This is a genomic window from Agromyces mangrovi (genome assembly GCF_030296695.1).
In the GTDB taxonomy this organism is placed as follows: Bacteria; Actinomycetota; Actinomycetes; order Actinomycetales; family Microbacteriaceae; genus Agromyces; species Agromyces mangrovi.
Genome location: NZ_AP027737.1, coordinates 1727183 through 1742689, shown reverse-complemented (window position 1 = coordinate 1742689; position 15507 = coordinate 1727183). Strand labels below are relative to the sequence as shown.

Genomic DNA, 15507 nt, shown 5'->3' with positions numbered 1-15507 from the left:
CGAGCCGCGGCACGGGCACGGCGTCTCAGTCGTCGAGCTCCTGGAACACCGTGAGGTGCAGCCCGGCCGGGCCGTCGAAGCGCGCGTTCAGCGAGCGCCACGGCGTCTCGGTCGGCGGGGCCACGACGGTCGCCCCCGCATCGGACAGGTCGGATGCCACCTCAGCCGCATCCGACACCTCGAAGGCGACGCGCAGGTGCCCGGCCACCTTCCGGCCCACCTCGACGTCGTCGATCATGCGCGTCTGCGCCGGGTTCGCGAGCTCGAGCGTCGCGCGCCCGGCGTCGAGGATCACGACCCTCGCGCCGCCGTCGGCCTCGTACGCCTCCTGCTCGGGCATGCCCAGCACGTCGCGGTAGAACGCGAGCGCCTCCTCGAAGTCCTCGGCCTCGACGACCAGCCGCAGCTGCCGCACGCGCCCCGTTCCGCTCTCCCCCTGCGTCATGGCTCCGACGCTACTCCTCGCCGGGCCGGCCCGGGCCGGGCAGCCCCCGCCGAGCCCCGACCCTCGCCGGGCCGCACCCCACGACGTACGCTGAACCCGTGCTCACTCCGCCCGACACTCCGAAGCGCCCGACCGAACGCACGCACCACGGCGACACGTTCCACGATCCGTACGAGTGGCTGCGCGACAAGGACTCCCCGAGGTGCTCGCGCACCTGCACGAGGAGAACGCCTACACGAAGGCGCGCAACGAGCACCTGACGCTGCTGCAGGAGCAGTTGTTCGAGGAGATCAGGCACCGCACCAAGGAGACCGACCTGTCGGTGCCCGCGCGCGAGGGAGCGTGGTGGTACTACTCGCGCACGGTCGAGGGGCAGCAGTACGGCATCCACTGCCGGGTGCCCGCGACCGGCCCCGACGACTGGGACCCGCCGCAGCTGCCCGAGGACGGCGGCTCGCTGCCCGGCGAGCAGGTGCTGCTCGACGCCAACGTCGAGGCCGAGGGCCACGACTTCTTCTCGCTCGGCAGCTTCGACGTGAGCGAGGACGGCGACACCCTGCTCTACGCGACCGACACCGAGGGCGACGAGCGCTACACGATCCGCCTGCGGTCGCTGCGGTCGGATGCCACGGGCGACGAGTTCGCCGACGAGATCCCGAACACCGCGGGCGGCGCCCTCTTCGACCCGAGCGGGCGCTACGTGTTCTACGCGACCGTCGACGACGCCTGGCGCCCGGACACGATCTGGCGGCACGAGGTCGGCTCCGCGGCATCCGATGACGTGCAGGTGTTCCACGAGCCCGACGAGCAGTTCTGGATCGGCGTGGGCCTCACCCGCAGCCGCAAGTACCTGGTCATCGAGGCGGGCTCGAACATCACGAGCGAGGCGCACCTGCTGGACGCCTCCGACCCGACCGGCGAGTTCCGCGTCGTGTGGCCGCGCGTGCGCGGCGTCGAGTACGAGATCGAGCACGCCGTCGCGCGCGGGCACGACCGTCTGCTCATCCTCCACAACGACGGCGCCGTGAACTTCGAGCTCGTGAGCGTCGACGCCGACGACCCGCAGGGCGAGCGGCGCATGCTCGTGCCGCACAGCGACCGCATCCGGCTCGAGGGCGTCGACGCGTTCCGCGACTTCGTCGCCGTCGAGTACCGCCGCGAGGGGCTCCCCCGCGTCGCCGTCGCACGCGTGCCGCAGGGCGCGAACCACGACGACACCCCGCACGAGCTGACCTTCGACGAGGAGCTGTTCTCGGTGGGCGTGCGCGGCAACCCCGAGTGGACGCAGCCGACGCTCCGCATCGGGTACACGAGCTTCGTGACCCCCGCGACCGTCTCCGACTACGTCGTCGAGACCGGCGAGCTGAAGCTGCGCAAGCAGCAGCCCGTGCTGGGCGGGTACGACCCGGCCGACTACGAGCAGCGGCGCGTCTGGGCGACGGCCGACGACGGCACGCGCATCCCGATCTCGCTCGTCTACCGGCGCGACCTCGTCACGCCCGGCACCCCGGCGCCCACCCTGCTCTACGGCTACGGCTCGTACGAGCACTCGATCGATCCGGGCTTCGGCATCCCGCGCCTGAGCCTCCTCGACCGCGGCATGATCTTCGCGGTCGCGCACGTGCGCGGCGGCGGCGAGATGGGTCGGCTCTGGTACGAGCACGGCAAGCAGCTGCACAAGCGCAACACGTTCACCGACTTCGTGGCGTGCGCCGAGCAGCTCATCGACGACGACTGGACCGCGCCCGACCGCCTGGTCGCGCAGGGCGGCAGCGCCGGCGGGCTGCTGATGGGCGCGGTCGCGAACCTCGCACCGAAGCTGTTCTCGGGCATCCTCGCCGAGGTGCCGTTCGTCGATGCGCTGACCAGCATCCTCGACCCCGACCTGCCGCTCACCGTCATCGAGTGGGACGAGTGGGGCGACCCGCTGCACGACCCCGAGGTGTACCGCTACATGAAGTCGTACACCCCGTACGAGAACGTGCACGAGACGCACTACCCGCCGATCCTCGCTGTGACGAGCCTGAACGACACGCGCGTGCTCTACGTCGAGCCGGCGAAGTGGGTCGCGCGCCTGCGCGACGTCGGCGCCGACGCGCAGCTGAAGATCGAGATGGCCGCGGGGCACGGCGGCGTCTCGGGGCGGTACAAGGCGTGGCGCGAGCGCGCGTTCTCCTACGCCTGGGTGATCGACGCGGCGGGCGCGCACCCGTCGGGCGAGTAGCATCCGTCCACCCCCTTCCCTCACGGGCCCGGCTCGGGTGTGATGGGGGAAGGCGACCGCGCCGCACGAGGGAGGCCCGATGAGCGACGACGATACGACGACCCCTGCGAGGGCGGCAGGGCGAGCGGATGCCCCTGAGCGCGGCGCCGACCACGACGCATCCGCTCACCGGCCCACCCTGAGCGAACTCTGGACCGACCATCTCGGCCGCTGGTCGATCCGCGCGGTGCAGCTGCTCGCGATCGTCGCGATCGTGTCGCTCGTGGTGATCGCGGGGGTGCAGCTGAAGCTCGTCGTGATCCCGGTGCTGCTCGCGATCATCATCGCGGCGGCAGCGGCCCCCTGGTGGGCTGGCTGCGCCGGCTCGGGCTGTCGCCGATCCTCGCGGCGTGGGTCACGCTGCTCGGCGGCATCCTCGTCTTCGGCGGCCTCGTCACGGCCATCGTGTTCGCCGTGCGCGACCAGTGGGACGAGCTCTACGAGTCGGCGCTCGAGGGGTTCGAGGAGCTGCGCGTGTGGGTGCTCGACGGGCCGTTCCCCATCGACCAAGGGCTCATCGACGACTCGATCGACTGGGTCATCGACTTCCTCACGAGCGCGCAGTTCGGATCGGGCGCCATCGCGGGCGTCTCGGCGGCGGCGCAGGTCGCCACCGGGCTCGTGCTCGGCGTCGTCATCCTGTTCTTCTTCCTGAAGGACGGCGACGTCATCTGGGAGTTCTTCCTGACGCCGTTCCGCGGCGCGGCGCTCGCGCGCGGGCGCCGGGTCGGCCGCACCGGCGTGACGGTGCTGGGCGGGTACATCCGCGGCACGGCGATCATCGCCGCGGTCGATGCGATCGGCATCGGCGTGGGCCTCGCGATCCTGCAGGTGCCGCTCTGGCTGCCGCTCAGCGTGATCGTGTTCATCGGCGCGTTCGTGCCGCTCGTGGGTGCGACGGTCGCCGGCGCGCTCGCGGCGCTCATCGCGCTGGTCGCCAACGGCCCGGTCGCGGCGCTCATCGTGATCGCGATCGTCATCGGCGTCAACCAGCTCGAGGGCAACTTCCTCCAGCCGGTCGTGATGGCGCAGTCGCTGAAGCTGCACCCGCTGGTCATCCTGGTCGCGCTGACCGCGGGCACCATCCTCGGCGGCATCATCGGCGCCATCCTGTCGGTGCCGATCGCGGCCGTGTCGTGGGCGATCATCAAGACCTGGAACGCGTCGGACGCCCCACCGGAGCCGGTCGCGGACGCGCCGCCGCCCGACCCCGAGGCATCCGCTGCACCCGCTGCACCCGGCGAAGCGGGCACCGAGGGCCGCTGACATGCCCGCGGCGCCGCACCGGGATCCGGTCCTCAGCCTCGAACGCTGGTCGACCGACGACCTCCCCGTGCTCGTGCACAGCAACACGCGGCGCATGACGCAGTACCTCGGCGGCCCCGAGTCGCACGCGGCCCTGCTGAAGCGGCACGCCCGCTACCTGCGGTCGTGGGAGACGGGCGACGCCCGCATGTTCCGCATCGAGGTCGAGGGCGTGCCCGACCCCGTGGGTTCGGTCGGCTACTGGGAGGACGAGTGGCACGGCCGGCCGGTGTTCGAGTCGGGCTGGAGCGTGCACACGCCGTACCAGGACCGCGGGTACGCGACCCGCGCGATGCGGCTGCTGGTGGCGGATGCGGCGGCGCACCGCACCCCCGAGCGCGCGCTGCTCGTGGCGTTCCCGATGGTCGAGAACCTGCCGTCGAACGCGCTCTGCCGTCGGCTCGGCTTCCGCGACGAGGGCGAGCAGGAGTACCCCGGGCGCCGCGGCGGCACCGTGCGCGTGCGCGCCTGGTCGGTCGACCTGCGCGACGTGCCCGCGAAGGCCGTCGACGCGTAGGGGCTACGTCTCCGCCGAGTGCAGGGGGCGGATGCCTCCAGGCGGGCCACTCGCTGCCTGGCCGCCTCCTCGCTCGGCGACTTCCCCGCCGTCATGCGCAGACCCCACAGCAGGAACCGCGTCGCGGTGATCGCGGGCCAGCGCGGGCGCCGCAGGCGGAGCATCCGCCGCTGCTCGTCGGTGAGCGATGCCACCGCACCGCCGAAGAAGATCGGGTAGAGCGCGCCGGTGAGACCCGGCAGCTTCGGGTGCCGCAGCCAGCCGACCGCGTGGGCGACCCGCTCGTCGTACTTCGACTCGGCCGCGAACGCGTCGAGCTCGGCGCGCAGCGCCGCGAGCGACTCGGGCGGGTCGGTCACGCCCATGAGCCGGCCGGCCGTCGCCCACTCGCGCACGTACGCGTCCGGTCCGCCCGGGATCGGCCCGCCCCAGGTGAGGTGGGCGCCGATGAACGCCTCGGTGAAGGCGTCGTGCACCCAGCGCAGCAGGTGCTCGTCGCCGGCCGAGTACTCGCGTTCGACACCGGACGCGTCGACGTACGTGCCGCGCACGCGCTCGTGCAGGCGCGAGACGAAGGCCGAGGCATCCGTCGCCGCCCGTCGATCGCCGAACGTCGTGACCGCGATCCAGCGCACCGTGCCGTCGAGCCGGCCGAGCGGGTCCTCGTGGTAGCGCGACCAGTCGGCCACGCCCGCCATCGCGCCGGGGTGGAGCGTCTGGAGCAGCAGGGCGCGGATGCCCGCGACCAGCGTCGGCAGCGCGCCGTTGACCGCCCACACGGCACTGCCCGGCCCGAAGAACCCGGCGTCGTCGCCCTCGGCGAGCGCACGGCTCCATGTCGGCGGGTTGCGCCGACCGGTGCGCCCGGGGCGCCACCTGGTCGACCCGCCGGACGCGTCGTCGCCGCGGTGACCGGCCATACCTGACGGTACCCCGATCGGCTGACGATCAGCCGTAGACCGCGTACACCGTCTCGAAGAACTCGCGGCCGATCCAGACGCCGACGAGCGCCCCCACGACGGACGACAGGGCGATCAGCCCGAGCAGCACCCAGATCGGTGCGAGCCCGCCCGCCCCGGCGCGTCGGTTCACGACGATGCTGCGCCCGATCACGTAGATGTTGGCCGAGATGATCGCGAACGCCCAGTGGAACGGTCGATCGACGCCGACCCGCTTCAGCCGCGCCCGGTCGGCCGCCGCGAACGCGATCACCAGGAAGTACGACACCCACCCGCCGATGACGACGAAGAGGTAGGCGGGGTCGAGGATCAACTGCAGCGGAGCGAGTTCGACCATGTCGGGGTTCGGCGAGGTCAGCAGGGCGATGAACCGCTGCCAGTCGATGAAGAACATCCCGAGTGCCGGCACGTACGGCAGCACCAGCACGAGCCAGATCCACTCGCCGTACAGCGACTCGTTCGAGGTCGAGCCGCTGCGCGAGAGGCCGGCGATCTGCCCCGGTTCGGCGAACCGGTCGCTCCAGCCGAGGCCGGTCCACCAGCGCCGGCGACCGCTGCCGTTCGGGTCGGGGTACCAGCCGGGCTTCGGCAGCACGCGGGTCGGTTCGCTCACGGGTCAGAACCTCCAGATCAGGGGCACGTACAGCACGGCCATCGCGACGAAGAATACCGAGAGCGGGAGTCCGAGTTTCCAGTAATCCCCGAACTTGTAGCCGCCGGGCTCGAGCACCATGGCGTTCGCCGGCGTCGCGACCGGGGTGAGGAAGGCCGCGGCGCCCGCGACCGTCAGCGCCATCATGAACGGCAGCACCGACACGTCGTAGGACGTGGCGATCGAGGTGGCGATCGGGATGACCACCAGCACGGTCGCCGCGTTCGAGATGAGCTGGCTCATCACGAAGGTGAGCACGCACAGCACGAGCAGGGCGAGCTGCGGCCCGGCGTCGCCCACGAGGGCGAGCACGCCGTCGGCGACCATGTCGGCGGCGCCGGTCTCGGTGAAGGCGGTCGCGAGGGGGATCATGCCCGCGACGAGCACGACCGTGGTCCACGAGATGCTGCGGAACGCCTGCGGCACGCTCACGACCTTGAGCAGGATCGCCGCGCCCGCCGCGAGGAGCCCTGCGGCCGCCGCGGGGATCAGCCCGGTGGCGAGCACGAGCACCATCGCGGCGAGGATGCCGATCGCGCGCTTCGCGCCCGTGCCGAGCGCGACCGTGCGGCGGATCAGGTCGGGCGAGTCGACCGCCACGAGGTCGCCCCCGCGGCTGAGGTCGCGCAGCTCCCGCCAGCCGCCGCGCAGCAGCAGCGTGTCGCCCGCGCGCAGCGCCTCGTCGGTCGTGCCGAGGTCATCGGCCCCGCGGCGCACCGCCACCACGACGACGTCGCCGTCGGGCATCGTCATGCCGGGGAACACGCGCGCGCCGATCAGCGACGACCGCGGCGAGACGATCACCTCGACCGCGCCGTGCGCGGCGCCGAGCAGCGGCATGTCGATCGCGCCGGTGCGCAGGTCGTAGTGCTGCTTGATGGTCGCGGCGTAGTCGCCGAGGTCCTTCGCCATCGATTGCGGATGCCGCTCGGGCAGGACGTTCCGCAGCAGCACCATGATGAGGATCGTGCCGAGCACGAGCGGGATGCCGACGAGCGCGAACTCGAAGTACCCGAACTGCCGCTCGCCGGCGGCCTCGGCGGCGTCGGAGACGATGATGTTCACGGGCGTGCCGGTGAGCGCGAGCATCGACCCGGCGCTGGCCGCGAACGCGAGCGGGATGAGCATCTTCGACGAGACCAGCCCGGCACGAGCGGCGACGACCACCACGAGCGGCAGGAGCGCCGCGGTCGCGCCGTTCACGCTGATGAGGGCCGACATGACCGCGGCGAGCGCCGACACCACGACCATCAGGCGCACCGGGCTCCGGCCGGCGCGGCCGATCACCTGCTGTCCGGCCCACGCCGTCACGCCGGTCGTGTCGAGCGCCTCGCCGACCACGAACAGCGACGCGATGAAGAGCACGGTCGGGTCGCCGAACCCGGCGAGCGACTGGTTCAGCGTCAGCACGCCCGTCGCCCAGAGCGAGAGGGCGACGCCGAACGCGACGACGACGATGGGCACCCGGTTCGTGACGAAGGCGACCACCGCGGCGGCCAGGATGATCATGGTCCATGCGACCGGGTCCATGGTGAGAGCGTAGCGAGCGGCAGCGCGCTCGCACAGCGTCCCCGACTAGGGTGTCATGGTCGCCCGCGTGGAACCGCCGCGACGGGCGCGATGGAGGACCCCACATGACCCGTGACCCGATTCGGCTCATCCCCGCCGACTTCACCCCCGTCCCCTCGCTCGCGCAGCTCGACGCCGCCGACGTCCAGGTCGTCGACGAGCTCGGCCACGACCTCGACGCGATCGGCGTGATCGTGCACACCGAGGGCGACGTGCCCGAGGTGGCGCTCGACCGCGAGGCGCTCGCCCGCGTGGGCTTCGAGGCCAAGCCCGGCCAGACCCTCGTGCTCCCCCAGCCGACCGGCCCCACTCTCGTGGCCGTCGGCGCGGGCGCCGCAGACGAGCAGACGGATGCCTCGCTGCGCGACGCCGCCGCCGCCTTCGTGCGCGCCGTGCCCAAGCAGGCCTCCTCGGCATCCGCGTCGCATCGCTCGCGGGCGTCGAGGCCGAGACCGCGGCCCGCGCGCTCGTCGAGGGCGCACTGCTCGCGCGCTACCGCTTCGCCGCGCTGAAGGCGAAGCCCAAGGAGGTCGCGATCGAGCGCCTCCAGCTCGCCGCCGACGGCCTCGACGCCGGCACGGCGGGCGTCGGCACCGGCATCGCCGCCGCGCGCGCGGCATCCGTCGCCCGCGACCTGACCAACGCCCCGCCCGCGCACCTGACGGCGCCCGACCTGGCCGACGTCGCGGTCGAACTGGGCGAGCGCTTCGGCTTCGGCGTCGAGGTCTTCGACAAGGCCGCGCTCATCGAGCTCGGCTGCGGGGGCCTCCTCGGCGTGAACGCCGGCTCGACCGTCGAGCCGCGCATGGTGAAGCTCACCTACATGCCCGAGGGCGAGTCGACCGGCCACCTCGGCCTCGTCGGCAAGGGCATCACGTACGACTCGGGCGGCATCAGCCTGAAGCCGTCCGACGGCATGCACGCCCTCATGAAGATGGACATGGGCGGCGCCGCGAACGTGCTCGGCGCATTCACCGCGCTGCGCGAGCTCGGGGCATCCGCCGCCGTCACGGGCTGGATGATGTGCACCGACAACATGCCGTCGGGCTCGGCCACGAAGCTCGGCGACGTGCTCACCGCGCGCGGCGGCACGACCGTCGAGGTGAAGAACACCGACGCCGAGGGGCGCCTGGTCATGATGGACGCCATCGCGCTCGCGGTCGAGGACGGCGTCGATGCGATCATCGACATCGCCACGCTCACCGGCGCCGCGCTCATGGCGCTCGGCCAGTCGCGCGCGGCCGTGCTCGGCACCTCGCAGGCCGTCGTCGACTCGCTGCTCGAAGCGTCCGGCACCACCGACGAGCCGCTCTGGCAGCTGCCGCTCGAGCAGAAGTACCGCAAGCTCCTCGACTCCGACATCGCCGACCTGTCGAACGTCGGCGCGAACCGCTACGCCGGTGCGACGACCGCGGCGCTGTTCCTCGCGGAGTTCGCGGGCGAGACGCCGTGGGCGCACGTCGACATCGCGGGCACCATGGCGGTCGACTCCGACGAGTCGTGGCGTTCGAAGGGCGCGACCGGCTTCGGCACGCGCACCCTCGTCGAGGTCGCACGCACCTTCACCCCGCCCGCGAAGTAGCCGAGCGGATGCCTCGTGCGGCGCGTTCGCCCGAGGCATCCGTCGCTTCGGCTCACCGCCGTCAGGGGTGGACGGGGGACGACAGGTAGGCGGTGACCGTCGCGGGGTCGCCGAGAATGCGGAACCGGTCGGGCAGCGAGCTCGGGCGGGCGCGCTCCCACACGAAGAGCAGCACGTCGCCGAGTGCCGCGCGCACGATCGTCGGGGCATCCGGCCCCTCGCCCGCGGCCTCGCCGACGGCGGTCGCCTCTGCGGTCGCGTGCCGCGTGACCGTCCAGTCGGGCGTGATGGTCCAGGCGGCGGGTACGTCGGTCGAGCGCAGCACGAGCGCACGCGGCAGCGGGTCGAGCCCGGTCGTGCGCAGCGTGCGGGTGAGGAACACCGCGTAGAGCTCGTCGATCGCGTCGGCGAGCATCGCGGGGCCGCCCTGGTCGGGTGCGCGCGGCGCCGGCCCGACGGCCGAGCGCAGGTCCCAGAGGTGCTTGCGCGCCTCGTGCGCCATGCGCCGGCTCCAGAACGCGGTGGTCCCCTCGCCGAGGAACGTCCAGCACCGTCGCGCCGGGTCGGTCCCGTCGAGCGCGTCGGCGAGGCCGGCGGCACCCTCGGCGTACCACGCGATGCGGTCGGATGCCTCGGGGCGGGCGTGCTCGCGCCGGTCGGCCGCCTCGCCGGTGCGCACGACCTGCGTGGCCCAGCGCTGAATCTGCCCCAGGTGGTCGACCAGCTCGCCCGCGGTCGGCCAGATCGACGACGCGACGGACGCCCCGGGGGCGATCGCCGCGGCCTCGGCGGCGAACGCCTCCGACATGGCCCGGGTCGCGCGCGCGAACGCGGGGGCCGCGTCGGGTTCGATCGCGAGTCGCAGCACGCCGCTCATGTCGTGCGGGCGCGGGCGGGGTCGGTCGGCGTGGCGGGGTCGGTCGGCGCGGCATCCGCCACCTCCGCACCGGCGGTGCGCGCGTCTCCCGGCACGTCGGCGTCGGGTCGCGCGTACTCCGACCCCGAGCGGGTGCGCTCGAGCAGGCCGGCGTCGACCAGCGCGCGGCGCAGCATCGCCACGTCGTCCGTGAAGTCGCCGAGCCGCTCGTTCACGCGGCCCTCGTCGAGCACCTCGCCCGTGCCGATCGCGCGGTCGACGACGAGCTCGAGCAGCGCCCGCCGGTCGTCGGCGCCGGCCGGGTACTGCGCGATGCGACCGCCGCGCAGGAAGCGCTCGGGGCCGCGGGTCGCGCGCGCCGTCGCCGACCCGTGCAGCAGGTCGTGGAACACCGCGCCGTCGGCCGAGAGCACGCCGTCCGCGTCCTCCGTCACGAGCGCGACCTCGGCGAGCGCGTGCAGTGCCCGACCCGCGCGTCTGCCGCCCAGGCGCGCCTCCACCTCCGCCCGCGTCGTGCCGAGCACCGCCATCGCGAACGCGGTGCGTCGGTCATCCTCCACGAGCATCGCCACGACGCGACGCCAGTCCGGGCTTCCGACGATCATGCGCCCAGTCTGCACCCGCGCCCACCGGCATCCGCGACCTCGCCCGGCGCTTCGCGGCACCGACGCCACGGTCCGCGCCCACCGCCTCCGACGCCCGACCCGCTACGGAATCGTCTCGGCCGTGCGCTCGAGCGTCGACTTCGGCCGGTCGCGCTGCGTCGCGATCGCGGTGCCCGCCGCCCCGCACACCACCACGATCGCCACGACCTCGAGCGCCGTGAACGTCTCCGACAGCACGAGCCAGCCGAACCCGGCCGCGATGACCGGGCCGAAGCTCGTGATGATCGCGTACAGGCGCGGGGTGATGCGCCGCAGAATGTACGTGTCGAGGCTGTACGGCAGCGCCGACGAGAGCACGCCGACGCCGAGCAGCAGCCCGAGCACGCGCCAGTCGATCGCGCCGGCGTCGAACGTGACGACCGCGAACGGCAGCAGCAGCGCGAGGCTCACGATGCTCGCGACGGTCAGCCCCTCGAGCCCCGGCAGGCCGTGCGCGACCCGGCGCGTCAGCACGATGTAGAGCGCCCAGCTGACGGCGGCGGTCAGCGCGAGCGCAACGCCCCACGGGTCGATCTCACCGGCGGCGGATGCTCCGGGGCCGATGAGCAGCACGACACCCGCACCCGCGGCGAGCGCGCACGCGACGTCGAGCCAGCGGCGCGAGGTGACCAGCGCGAGCCCGAGCGGCCCGAGGAACTCGATCGTCGCGGCGATGCCGAGCCCGAGCAGGTGCACCGATTCGTAGAACGCGAGGTTCATGACCGCGAGCACCACGCCGAGCGCGATCGCGGGCCACAGTCGGCGCCAGGTGAGCGAGGCGCGGCGCGGGCGGTAGAACGGCAGCACCACGGCGACCATCACGAGCTGCCGCACCGCGACCACCACGAACGAGCCGACCACGGGGATCACGAGGCCCGCGAGCGACGAGCCGAAGTTGATGGACACCTCGGTGCCGAGCTGCGTGCCCGCTCCGGCGAGGCGCCTGCGCCGCAGCGCGGCATCCGTCGTCTCCCCCGTGCTCACGGATCGACGATACGCCGCCCGCGCCCCGCGGCTACGATGCACGGGTGCCGAACTCGACCCGCCGCCCGCAGCAGAGACGCCGCAACGGCGTGCAGCCCGCCGCGTTCCTCCCCATCGCGCTGTTCGCCGTGCTGTGGGTGGTGCTCGCGCTGACCGTCGGCACGCCGGCCTGGCTCGGGATCGTCTACGCCGTGGCATCCGTCGTCGCCTTCGTGCTCTACGCGGTCGACAAGCGGGCCGCGGGCGCCGGGCGCCGTCGCACGCCCGAGTCGACGCTGCTCACCGCGGGGCTCGTGGGCGGCTGGCCGGGCGCGATCGTCGCCCAGCAGGCGCTGCGGCACAAGACCGTGAAGCGCGAGTTCCGGGTGCCGTTCTGGATCACCGTCGTGGTCAACGTGCTCGCGTTCGTCGCGGTGTGCGTGCTGCTCGGCTAGCGTCGAGCCATGTCACCCGACGAGCTCGCCGAGCTCGCGCACCTGCGCCGGGCACGCGACCTGATCGACCGCGAGTACGACCGCCCGCTCGACGTGCCGTCCATGGCGGCGGCCGCGCTCATGTCTCCCGCGCACTTCTCGCGCCGGTTCCGCGCGGCCTACGGCGAGACGCCCCACGCGTACCTCATGACCCGCCGCATCGAGCGGGCCATGGCGCTGCTGCGTGACGGGGCGAGCGTGACGGATGCCTGCATGGCCGTCGGTGCGACCTCGCTGGGCTCGTTCAGCAGCCGCTTCACCGAGATCGTCGGCGAGACGCCGAGCGCGTACCGGCGGCGCGACCACCCGGCCGAGCAGTCGATGCCGACGTGCGTGGCGATGTTCACCACGCGCCCGCAGCGTGCCCCGTCTCCGCCTGCGGCGGCATCCGCTGCCCGCCCCTCGCCCGACCCGAGCACGATCGGAGAAGGCACCCCGGCCGCACCGGGCGTACGGTGACCGCATGGGCATCGCAGTCAAGTACGTGGACATCACCGTGAACGACCCGGTCGAGTCGCTGTCGTTCTACCGGGACGCGCTCGGGTTCGAGGTGCGCAACGACGTCGAGTCGGGCGGGCACCACTGGATCACGCTCGGCTCGCCGAAGCAGCCGGGCCTCGAGATCGTGCTCTCCGACCCGCACGCCGGCCGGTCGCAGGCCGACGGAGACATGCTGCAGGCGCTGCTCACGAAGGGCGTGCTGCACGGGGTCGTGCTCGCCGACGACGACGTCGATGCGGCGTTCGAGCGCGTGCGCGCGTCGGGCGCCGAGGTGCTGCAGGAGCCGATGGACCAGGGCTGGGGGCCGCGCGACTGCGCGTTCCGCGACCCGTCGGGCAACACGATCCGCATCGCCCAGGCCGTCTGAGCGAACTCCCCCGACAGGGGCGCGGGGGCTGGGTCAGGTGGGCCCAGCTCAGACCGGCACCGAGATGCGGTAGCCGCGCTTGATCACGGTCGCGACGACGCCGGGGCGCGGCAGCGCCTGCCGCAGCCGGCTGAGCGCCACGTCGACCGCGTGGTCGTCGAGCGGCTCCGGGGTCGAGCGCGCGAGGTCGGCCCGCGAGACCGTGCGCCCCTCGGCGCGCATGAGGGTGCGGAAGAGCGCCAGCCCGACCGGACTCAGCTCGATGCGCTCCCCGTCGAGCACGACGAGCCGGCCGCGCAGCTCGACCTCGCCGACCTCGGTCGGCAGGCGCAGCACGTTCTTCTGCTCGAGGTGCTCGCAGACGAGGCGGATGAGGGCGCCCATGCGGAAGCGGTCGGGCGCGATCGGCAGGATGCCCGCCTCGACGAGCGGCTGCGCGGTGACCGGCCCGACGGCCGCCGCCACGACCGAGTCGCGGAAGCCGGCGAGCAGCGCGTCGTAGCGCCCCAAGCCGTCGGCGGCCTCGAACAGCGCCTCCACCGCGGGCGCGCTCGTGAACGTCACGGCGTCGAGCGCCTCGGTGCAGATCGCCTCGACGAGCTTCGCCACGCGCGCCTGGTCCTCGTGCGCCTGCCAGCGGTACGGCGCCACCGGGTAGACGGTCGCGCCTGCCGCCGTCAGCCGCTCGAGCTGCGCCTTGTCGGTGTAGCCGTGCAGCTGCACGGCGATGGCCTGCCCGTCGACGTCGTCGCGCAGCACGAGGTCGATGAGCGACGCGGTCGTCTCGCGCTCGCTCATGCCGTGGTCGTCGAGGTCGGCGGCCCGGATCGCCCCGCGCGCCTTCGGACCGCGCACGAGGATGCGCGCCTCCCCCAGCACGTCGAGCACCTCGTCGCCGAGCCCCGCGGCGTCCGCCGCCTCGAACCAGCGGCGCATGCCGTACGACGTGGTCGCGAGCAGCACCGACGGCCGCGCGGCGATGATCGCCCCGGTCTCCTCGACGACGACGGCGTCGTCGCGCGCGCCGGTCATGCGGATGGTGGGCGCGTGCAGCACGGATGCCCCGCGGCGCTCGAGCGCCGCGACCAGCTCGGCCGACCGGCGGTCGCTCGTCACGCCGATGCGGAAGCCGTCGAGCTGGTCGGCGCGGAACGCCGCGACGGGTCCGGTGTCGGTGCCGCCGGGTGCCGCGAGGTCGGGTGCGTCGGGGCGGGCCCGGCCGTGCGAGTCCTCCCAGGTGGGCGGCTCGTCGGGCGTTGCGGCAGCGGGCGTGACAGGTGCGTCGTTCATGGGCGCGCCCTCCGGTGTCAGGTGCCGAGCTGCGCGATCACGCTCGCGATGGCATCGGATGCTTCAGGGCGGCCATCCTCGCACGCGAATGTTTCGGGCACGCGAACGACCTCGCCGACCACGATCACGGCGGGCGAGGCGGGGCGCACCTCTGCGATGCGGTGCAGGATGCCTCCCAGGTCGGACGTGGTCGTGCGCTGCGACGGGCTGAAGCCGCGCTCGACGATCGCGATCGGCATGTCGGCGGCCATGCCGTGACGGCGGAGCCCCGCGACGAAGTGCGGCAGCGTGCCGACGCCCATGAGCACGACGAGCGTGCCGCCGAGGCCGACGAGGTGGCCGAGCTCCTCCTCGGAGAACGGCACGTGCCCGGAGACGACGGTGAACGCGCGGCTCACCTCGCGGTGCGTGACCGGGATGCCCGCGGCGCCCGGCACCGACACGGCGCTCGTGACGCCCGGCACGACGGTCACGGGCACGCCCGCGGCACGGCAGGCAGCCACCTCCTCGCCACCGCGGCCGAACACGAACGGGTCGCCGCCCTTGAGTCGCACGACGCGCAGGCCCTCCTGGGCGCGCGCGACGAGCAGCCGCTCGATCTCGCGCTGCGGCACGGCGTGATGTCCGGGCGTCTTGCCGACGTCGATGAGCTCGGCGCCCGGCGCCCACTCGTCGATGCGGTCGGTCGGGCCGAGCCGGTCGTGCAGCACGACGTCGGCCTCGGCGAGCGCGCGGCGGCCGGCGAGCGTGATCAGCTCGGCGTCGCCGGGGCCCCCGCCGACCAGGGTCACGTGCCCGCGGGGGTCGGCTCGACCGGGGCATCCGCCAGCACCGGCAGTCGCATCGACCGCGCCAGGGCCACGGTCTCCGAACGCTCGGCATCGGTGCCGTCGACCCAGGCGAGGGCGTCGACGTGCGCCGCGTCGAGCGGCTGCGCGAGCCGGGCGGCGGCGTGCTCGCCGAGCACCTCGAGCACGCGGGCACCGGCGGCGGCGTAGCGGGCGCGAGCGCGGCGGGTGCGGTCGGCGCGCCCGACGACGAGCACGGTCAGGCCCGCCAGGTCGAGTTCGACGTGCATC

The 15507-nt window shown here is 73.5% G+C and carries 16 protein-coding genes and 2 pseudogenes; 8 read left to right on the top strand and 10 right to left on the bottom strand.

Annotated features, from left to right (window positions below):
- Positions 1-25: 25 nt before the first annotated feature.
- On the bottom strand, positions 26-445 hold the full coding sequence (locus tag QUE38_RS08255; protein ID WP_286311476.1) for a VOC family protein: 420 nt from the start codon (positions 443-445) through the stop codon (positions 26-28).
- Positions 446-543: 98 nt separating this feature from the next.
- Here QUE38_RS08255 and QUE38_RS08250 point away from each other — a divergent pair.
- The 3 genes and pseudogenes from QUE38_RS08250 to QUE38_RS17555 all read left to right on the top strand — a co-directional run bounded on the left by QUE38_RS08250 (position 544) and on the right by QUE38_RS17555 (position 4530).
- A pseudogene (locus QUE38_RS08250) lies at positions 544-2669 on the top strand (S9 family peptidase).
- A gap of 345 nt (positions 2670-3014) precedes the next feature.
- Positions 3015-3974 (top strand): AI-2E family transporter, encoded by a 960-nt coding sequence (locus QUE38_RS08245; RefSeq protein WP_286311474.1) that lies wholly within the window; start codon positions 3015-3017, stop codon positions 3972-3974.
- Between the two features lies 1 nt (position 3975).
- Positions 3976-4530 carry a GNAT family N-acetyltransferase gene (locus QUE38_RS17555; RefSeq protein WP_350227613.1) on the top strand — a complete coding sequence of 185 codons (555 nt, stop codon included), beginning with the start codon at positions 3976-3978 and terminating at the stop codon, positions 4528-4530.
- Between the two features lie 173 nt (positions 4531-4703).
- Here QUE38_RS17555 and QUE38_RS17550 read toward each other — a convergent pair.
- The 3 genes and pseudogenes from QUE38_RS17550 to QUE38_RS08230 form a co-directional block, all read right to left on the bottom strand.
- A pseudogene (locus QUE38_RS17550) lies at positions 4704-5450 on the bottom strand (oxygenase MpaB family protein); the annotation flags it as partial.
- Between the two features lie 28 nt (positions 5451-5478).
- A complete protein-coding gene (locus QUE38_RS08235) occupies positions 5479-6102 on the bottom strand; it encodes a DUF2510 domain-containing protein (protein ID WP_286311470.1) in 624 nt (207 codons plus the stop codon).
- 3 nt (positions 6103-6105) lie between these two features.
- The gene (locus QUE38_RS08230) at positions 6106-7671 is read right to left on the bottom strand and encodes an SLC13 family permease (RefSeq protein WP_286311469.1); all 1566 of its coding nucleotides are present in this window, start codon (positions 7669-7671) and stop codon (positions 6106-6108) included.
- A 104-nt stretch (positions 7672-7775) separates the two neighbouring features.
- Here QUE38_RS08230 and QUE38_RS08225 point away from each other — a divergent pair, with 104 nt between their 5' ends.
- Both QUE38_RS08225 and QUE38_RS08220 read left to right on the top strand, forming a co-directional pair.
- The gene (locus QUE38_RS08225; protein ID WP_286311467.1) at positions 7776-8222 is read left to right on the top strand and encodes a M17 family peptidase N-terminal domain-containing protein; all 447 of its coding nucleotides are present in this window, start codon (positions 7776-7778) and stop codon (positions 8220-8222) included.
- Complete coding sequence (locus tag QUE38_RS08220) at positions 8126-9292, top strand: leucyl aminopeptidase family protein (RefSeq protein WP_350227638.1); 1167 nt, start codon at positions 8126-8128, stop codon at positions 9290-9292. The genes QUE38_RS08225 and QUE38_RS08220 overlap by 97 nt, the downstream gene beginning before the upstream one ends.
- Before the next feature lie 61 nt (positions 9293-9353).
- On the opposite strand, the gene QUE38_RS08215 is transcribed toward QUE38_RS08220, so the two are convergent.
- The 3 genes from QUE38_RS08215 to QUE38_RS08205 form a co-directional block, all read right to left on the bottom strand.
- Positions 9354-10169, bottom strand: a complete 816-nt coding sequence (locus QUE38_RS08215) for a maleylpyruvate isomerase N-terminal domain-containing protein (RefSeq protein WP_286311465.1) — start codon at positions 10167-10169, stop codon at positions 9354-9356.
- Positions 10166-10774: a DUF2087 domain-containing protein gene (locus QUE38_RS08210; protein WP_286311463.1), complete on the bottom strand. Its 609-nt coding sequence runs from the start codon at positions 10772-10774 to the stop codon at positions 10166-10168. Before QUE38_RS08210 ends, QUE38_RS08215 begins: the two co-directional genes overlap by 4 nt.
- A gap of 102 nt (positions 10775-10876) precedes the next feature.
- Positions 10877-11797: an EamA family transporter gene (locus tag QUE38_RS08205; RefSeq protein WP_286311461.1), complete on the bottom strand. Its 921-nt coding sequence runs from the start codon at positions 11795-11797 to the stop codon at positions 10877-10879.
- 44 nt (positions 11798-11841) lie between these two features.
- On the opposite strand from QUE38_RS08205, the gene QUE38_RS08200 reads away from it, so the two are divergent.
- Genes QUE38_RS08200 through QUE38_RS08190 form a run of 3 tightly spaced genes read left to right on the top strand, consistent with a single transcriptional unit; the run spans position 11842 to position 13138 of the window.
- On the top strand, positions 11842-12231 hold the full coding sequence (locus QUE38_RS08200; protein WP_286311460.1) for a DUF1294 domain-containing protein: 390 nt from the start codon (positions 11842-11844) through the stop codon (positions 12229-12231).
- 9 nt (positions 12232-12240) lie between these two features.
- On the top strand, positions 12241-12729 hold the full coding sequence (locus QUE38_RS08195) for a helix-turn-helix transcriptional regulator (protein WP_286311459.1): 489 nt from the start codon (positions 12241-12243) through the stop codon (positions 12727-12729).
- Positions 12730-12733: 4 nt separating this feature from the next.
- Positions 12734-13138: a VOC family protein gene (locus QUE38_RS08190; protein ID WP_286311457.1), complete on the top strand. Its 405-nt coding sequence runs from the start codon at positions 12734-12736 to the stop codon at positions 13136-13138.
- Positions 13139-13186: 48 nt separating this feature from the next.
- Here the strand turns inward: QUE38_RS08190 and QUE38_RS08185 are convergent, their stop codons facing one another.
- Genes QUE38_RS08185 through QUE38_RS08175 form a run of 3 tightly spaced genes read right to left on the bottom strand, consistent with a single transcriptional unit; the run spans position 13187 to position 15506 of the window.
- Entirely contained in the window at positions 13187-14428 is a 1242-nt protein-coding gene (locus QUE38_RS08185; RefSeq protein ID WP_286311456.1) for a uroporphyrinogen-III synthase, read from the bottom strand.
- Positions 14429-14445: 17 nt separating this feature from the next.
- Complete coding sequence (cobA, locus tag QUE38_RS08180; RefSeq protein ID WP_433996962.1) at positions 14446-15219, bottom strand: uroporphyrinogen-III C-methyltransferase; 774 nt, start codon at positions 15217-15219, stop codon at positions 14446-14448.
- Positions 15216-15506: a hypothetical protein gene (locus tag QUE38_RS08175; protein WP_286311454.1), complete on the bottom strand. Its 291-nt coding sequence runs from the start codon at positions 15504-15506 to the stop codon at positions 15216-15218. Before QUE38_RS08175 ends, cobA begins: the two co-directional genes overlap by 4 nt.
- Between the last annotated feature and the right edge of the window lies 1 nt (position 15507).

Coding starts and splice junctions, on each gene's coding strand:
- QUE38_RS08230 (WP_286311469.1), bottom strand. CDS start 7,671: ATGGACCCGGTCGCATGGACCATGATCATCCTGGCCGCCGCGGTGGTC.
- QUE38_RS08225 (WP_286311467.1), top strand. CDS start 7,776: ATGACCCGTGACCCGATTCGGCTCATCCCCGCCGACTTCACCCCCGTC.
- QUE38_RS08190 (WP_286311457.1), top strand. CDS start 12,734: ATGGGCATCGCAGTCAAGTACGTGGACATCACCGTGAACGACCCGGTC.
- QUE38_RS08215 (WP_286311465.1), bottom strand. CDS start 10,169: ATGAGCGGCGTGCTGCGACTCGCGATCGAACCCGACGCGGCCCCCGCG.
- QUE38_RS08195 (WP_286311459.1), top strand. CDS start 12,241: ATGTCACCCGACGAGCTCGCCGAGCTCGCGCACCTGCGCCGGGCACGC.
- QUE38_RS08255 (WP_286311476.1), bottom strand. CDS start 445: ATGACGCAGGGGGAGAGCGGAACGGGGCGCGTGCGGCAGCTGCGGCTG.
- QUE38_RS08210 (WP_286311463.1), bottom strand. CDS start 10,774: ATGATCGTCGGAAGCCCGGACTGGCGTCGCGTCGTGGCGATGCTCGTG.
- QUE38_RS08185 (WP_286311456.1), bottom strand. CDS start 14,428: ATGAACGACGCACCTGTCACGCCCGCTGCCGCAACGCCCGACGAGCCG.
- QUE38_RS17555 (WP_350227613.1), top strand. CDS start 3,976: ATGCCCGCGGCGCCGCACCGGGATCCGGTCCTCAGCCTCGAACGCTGG.
- QUE38_RS08175 (WP_286311454.1), bottom strand. CDS start 15,506: ATGCACGTCGAACTCGACCTGGCGGGCCTGACCGTGCTCGTCGTCGGG.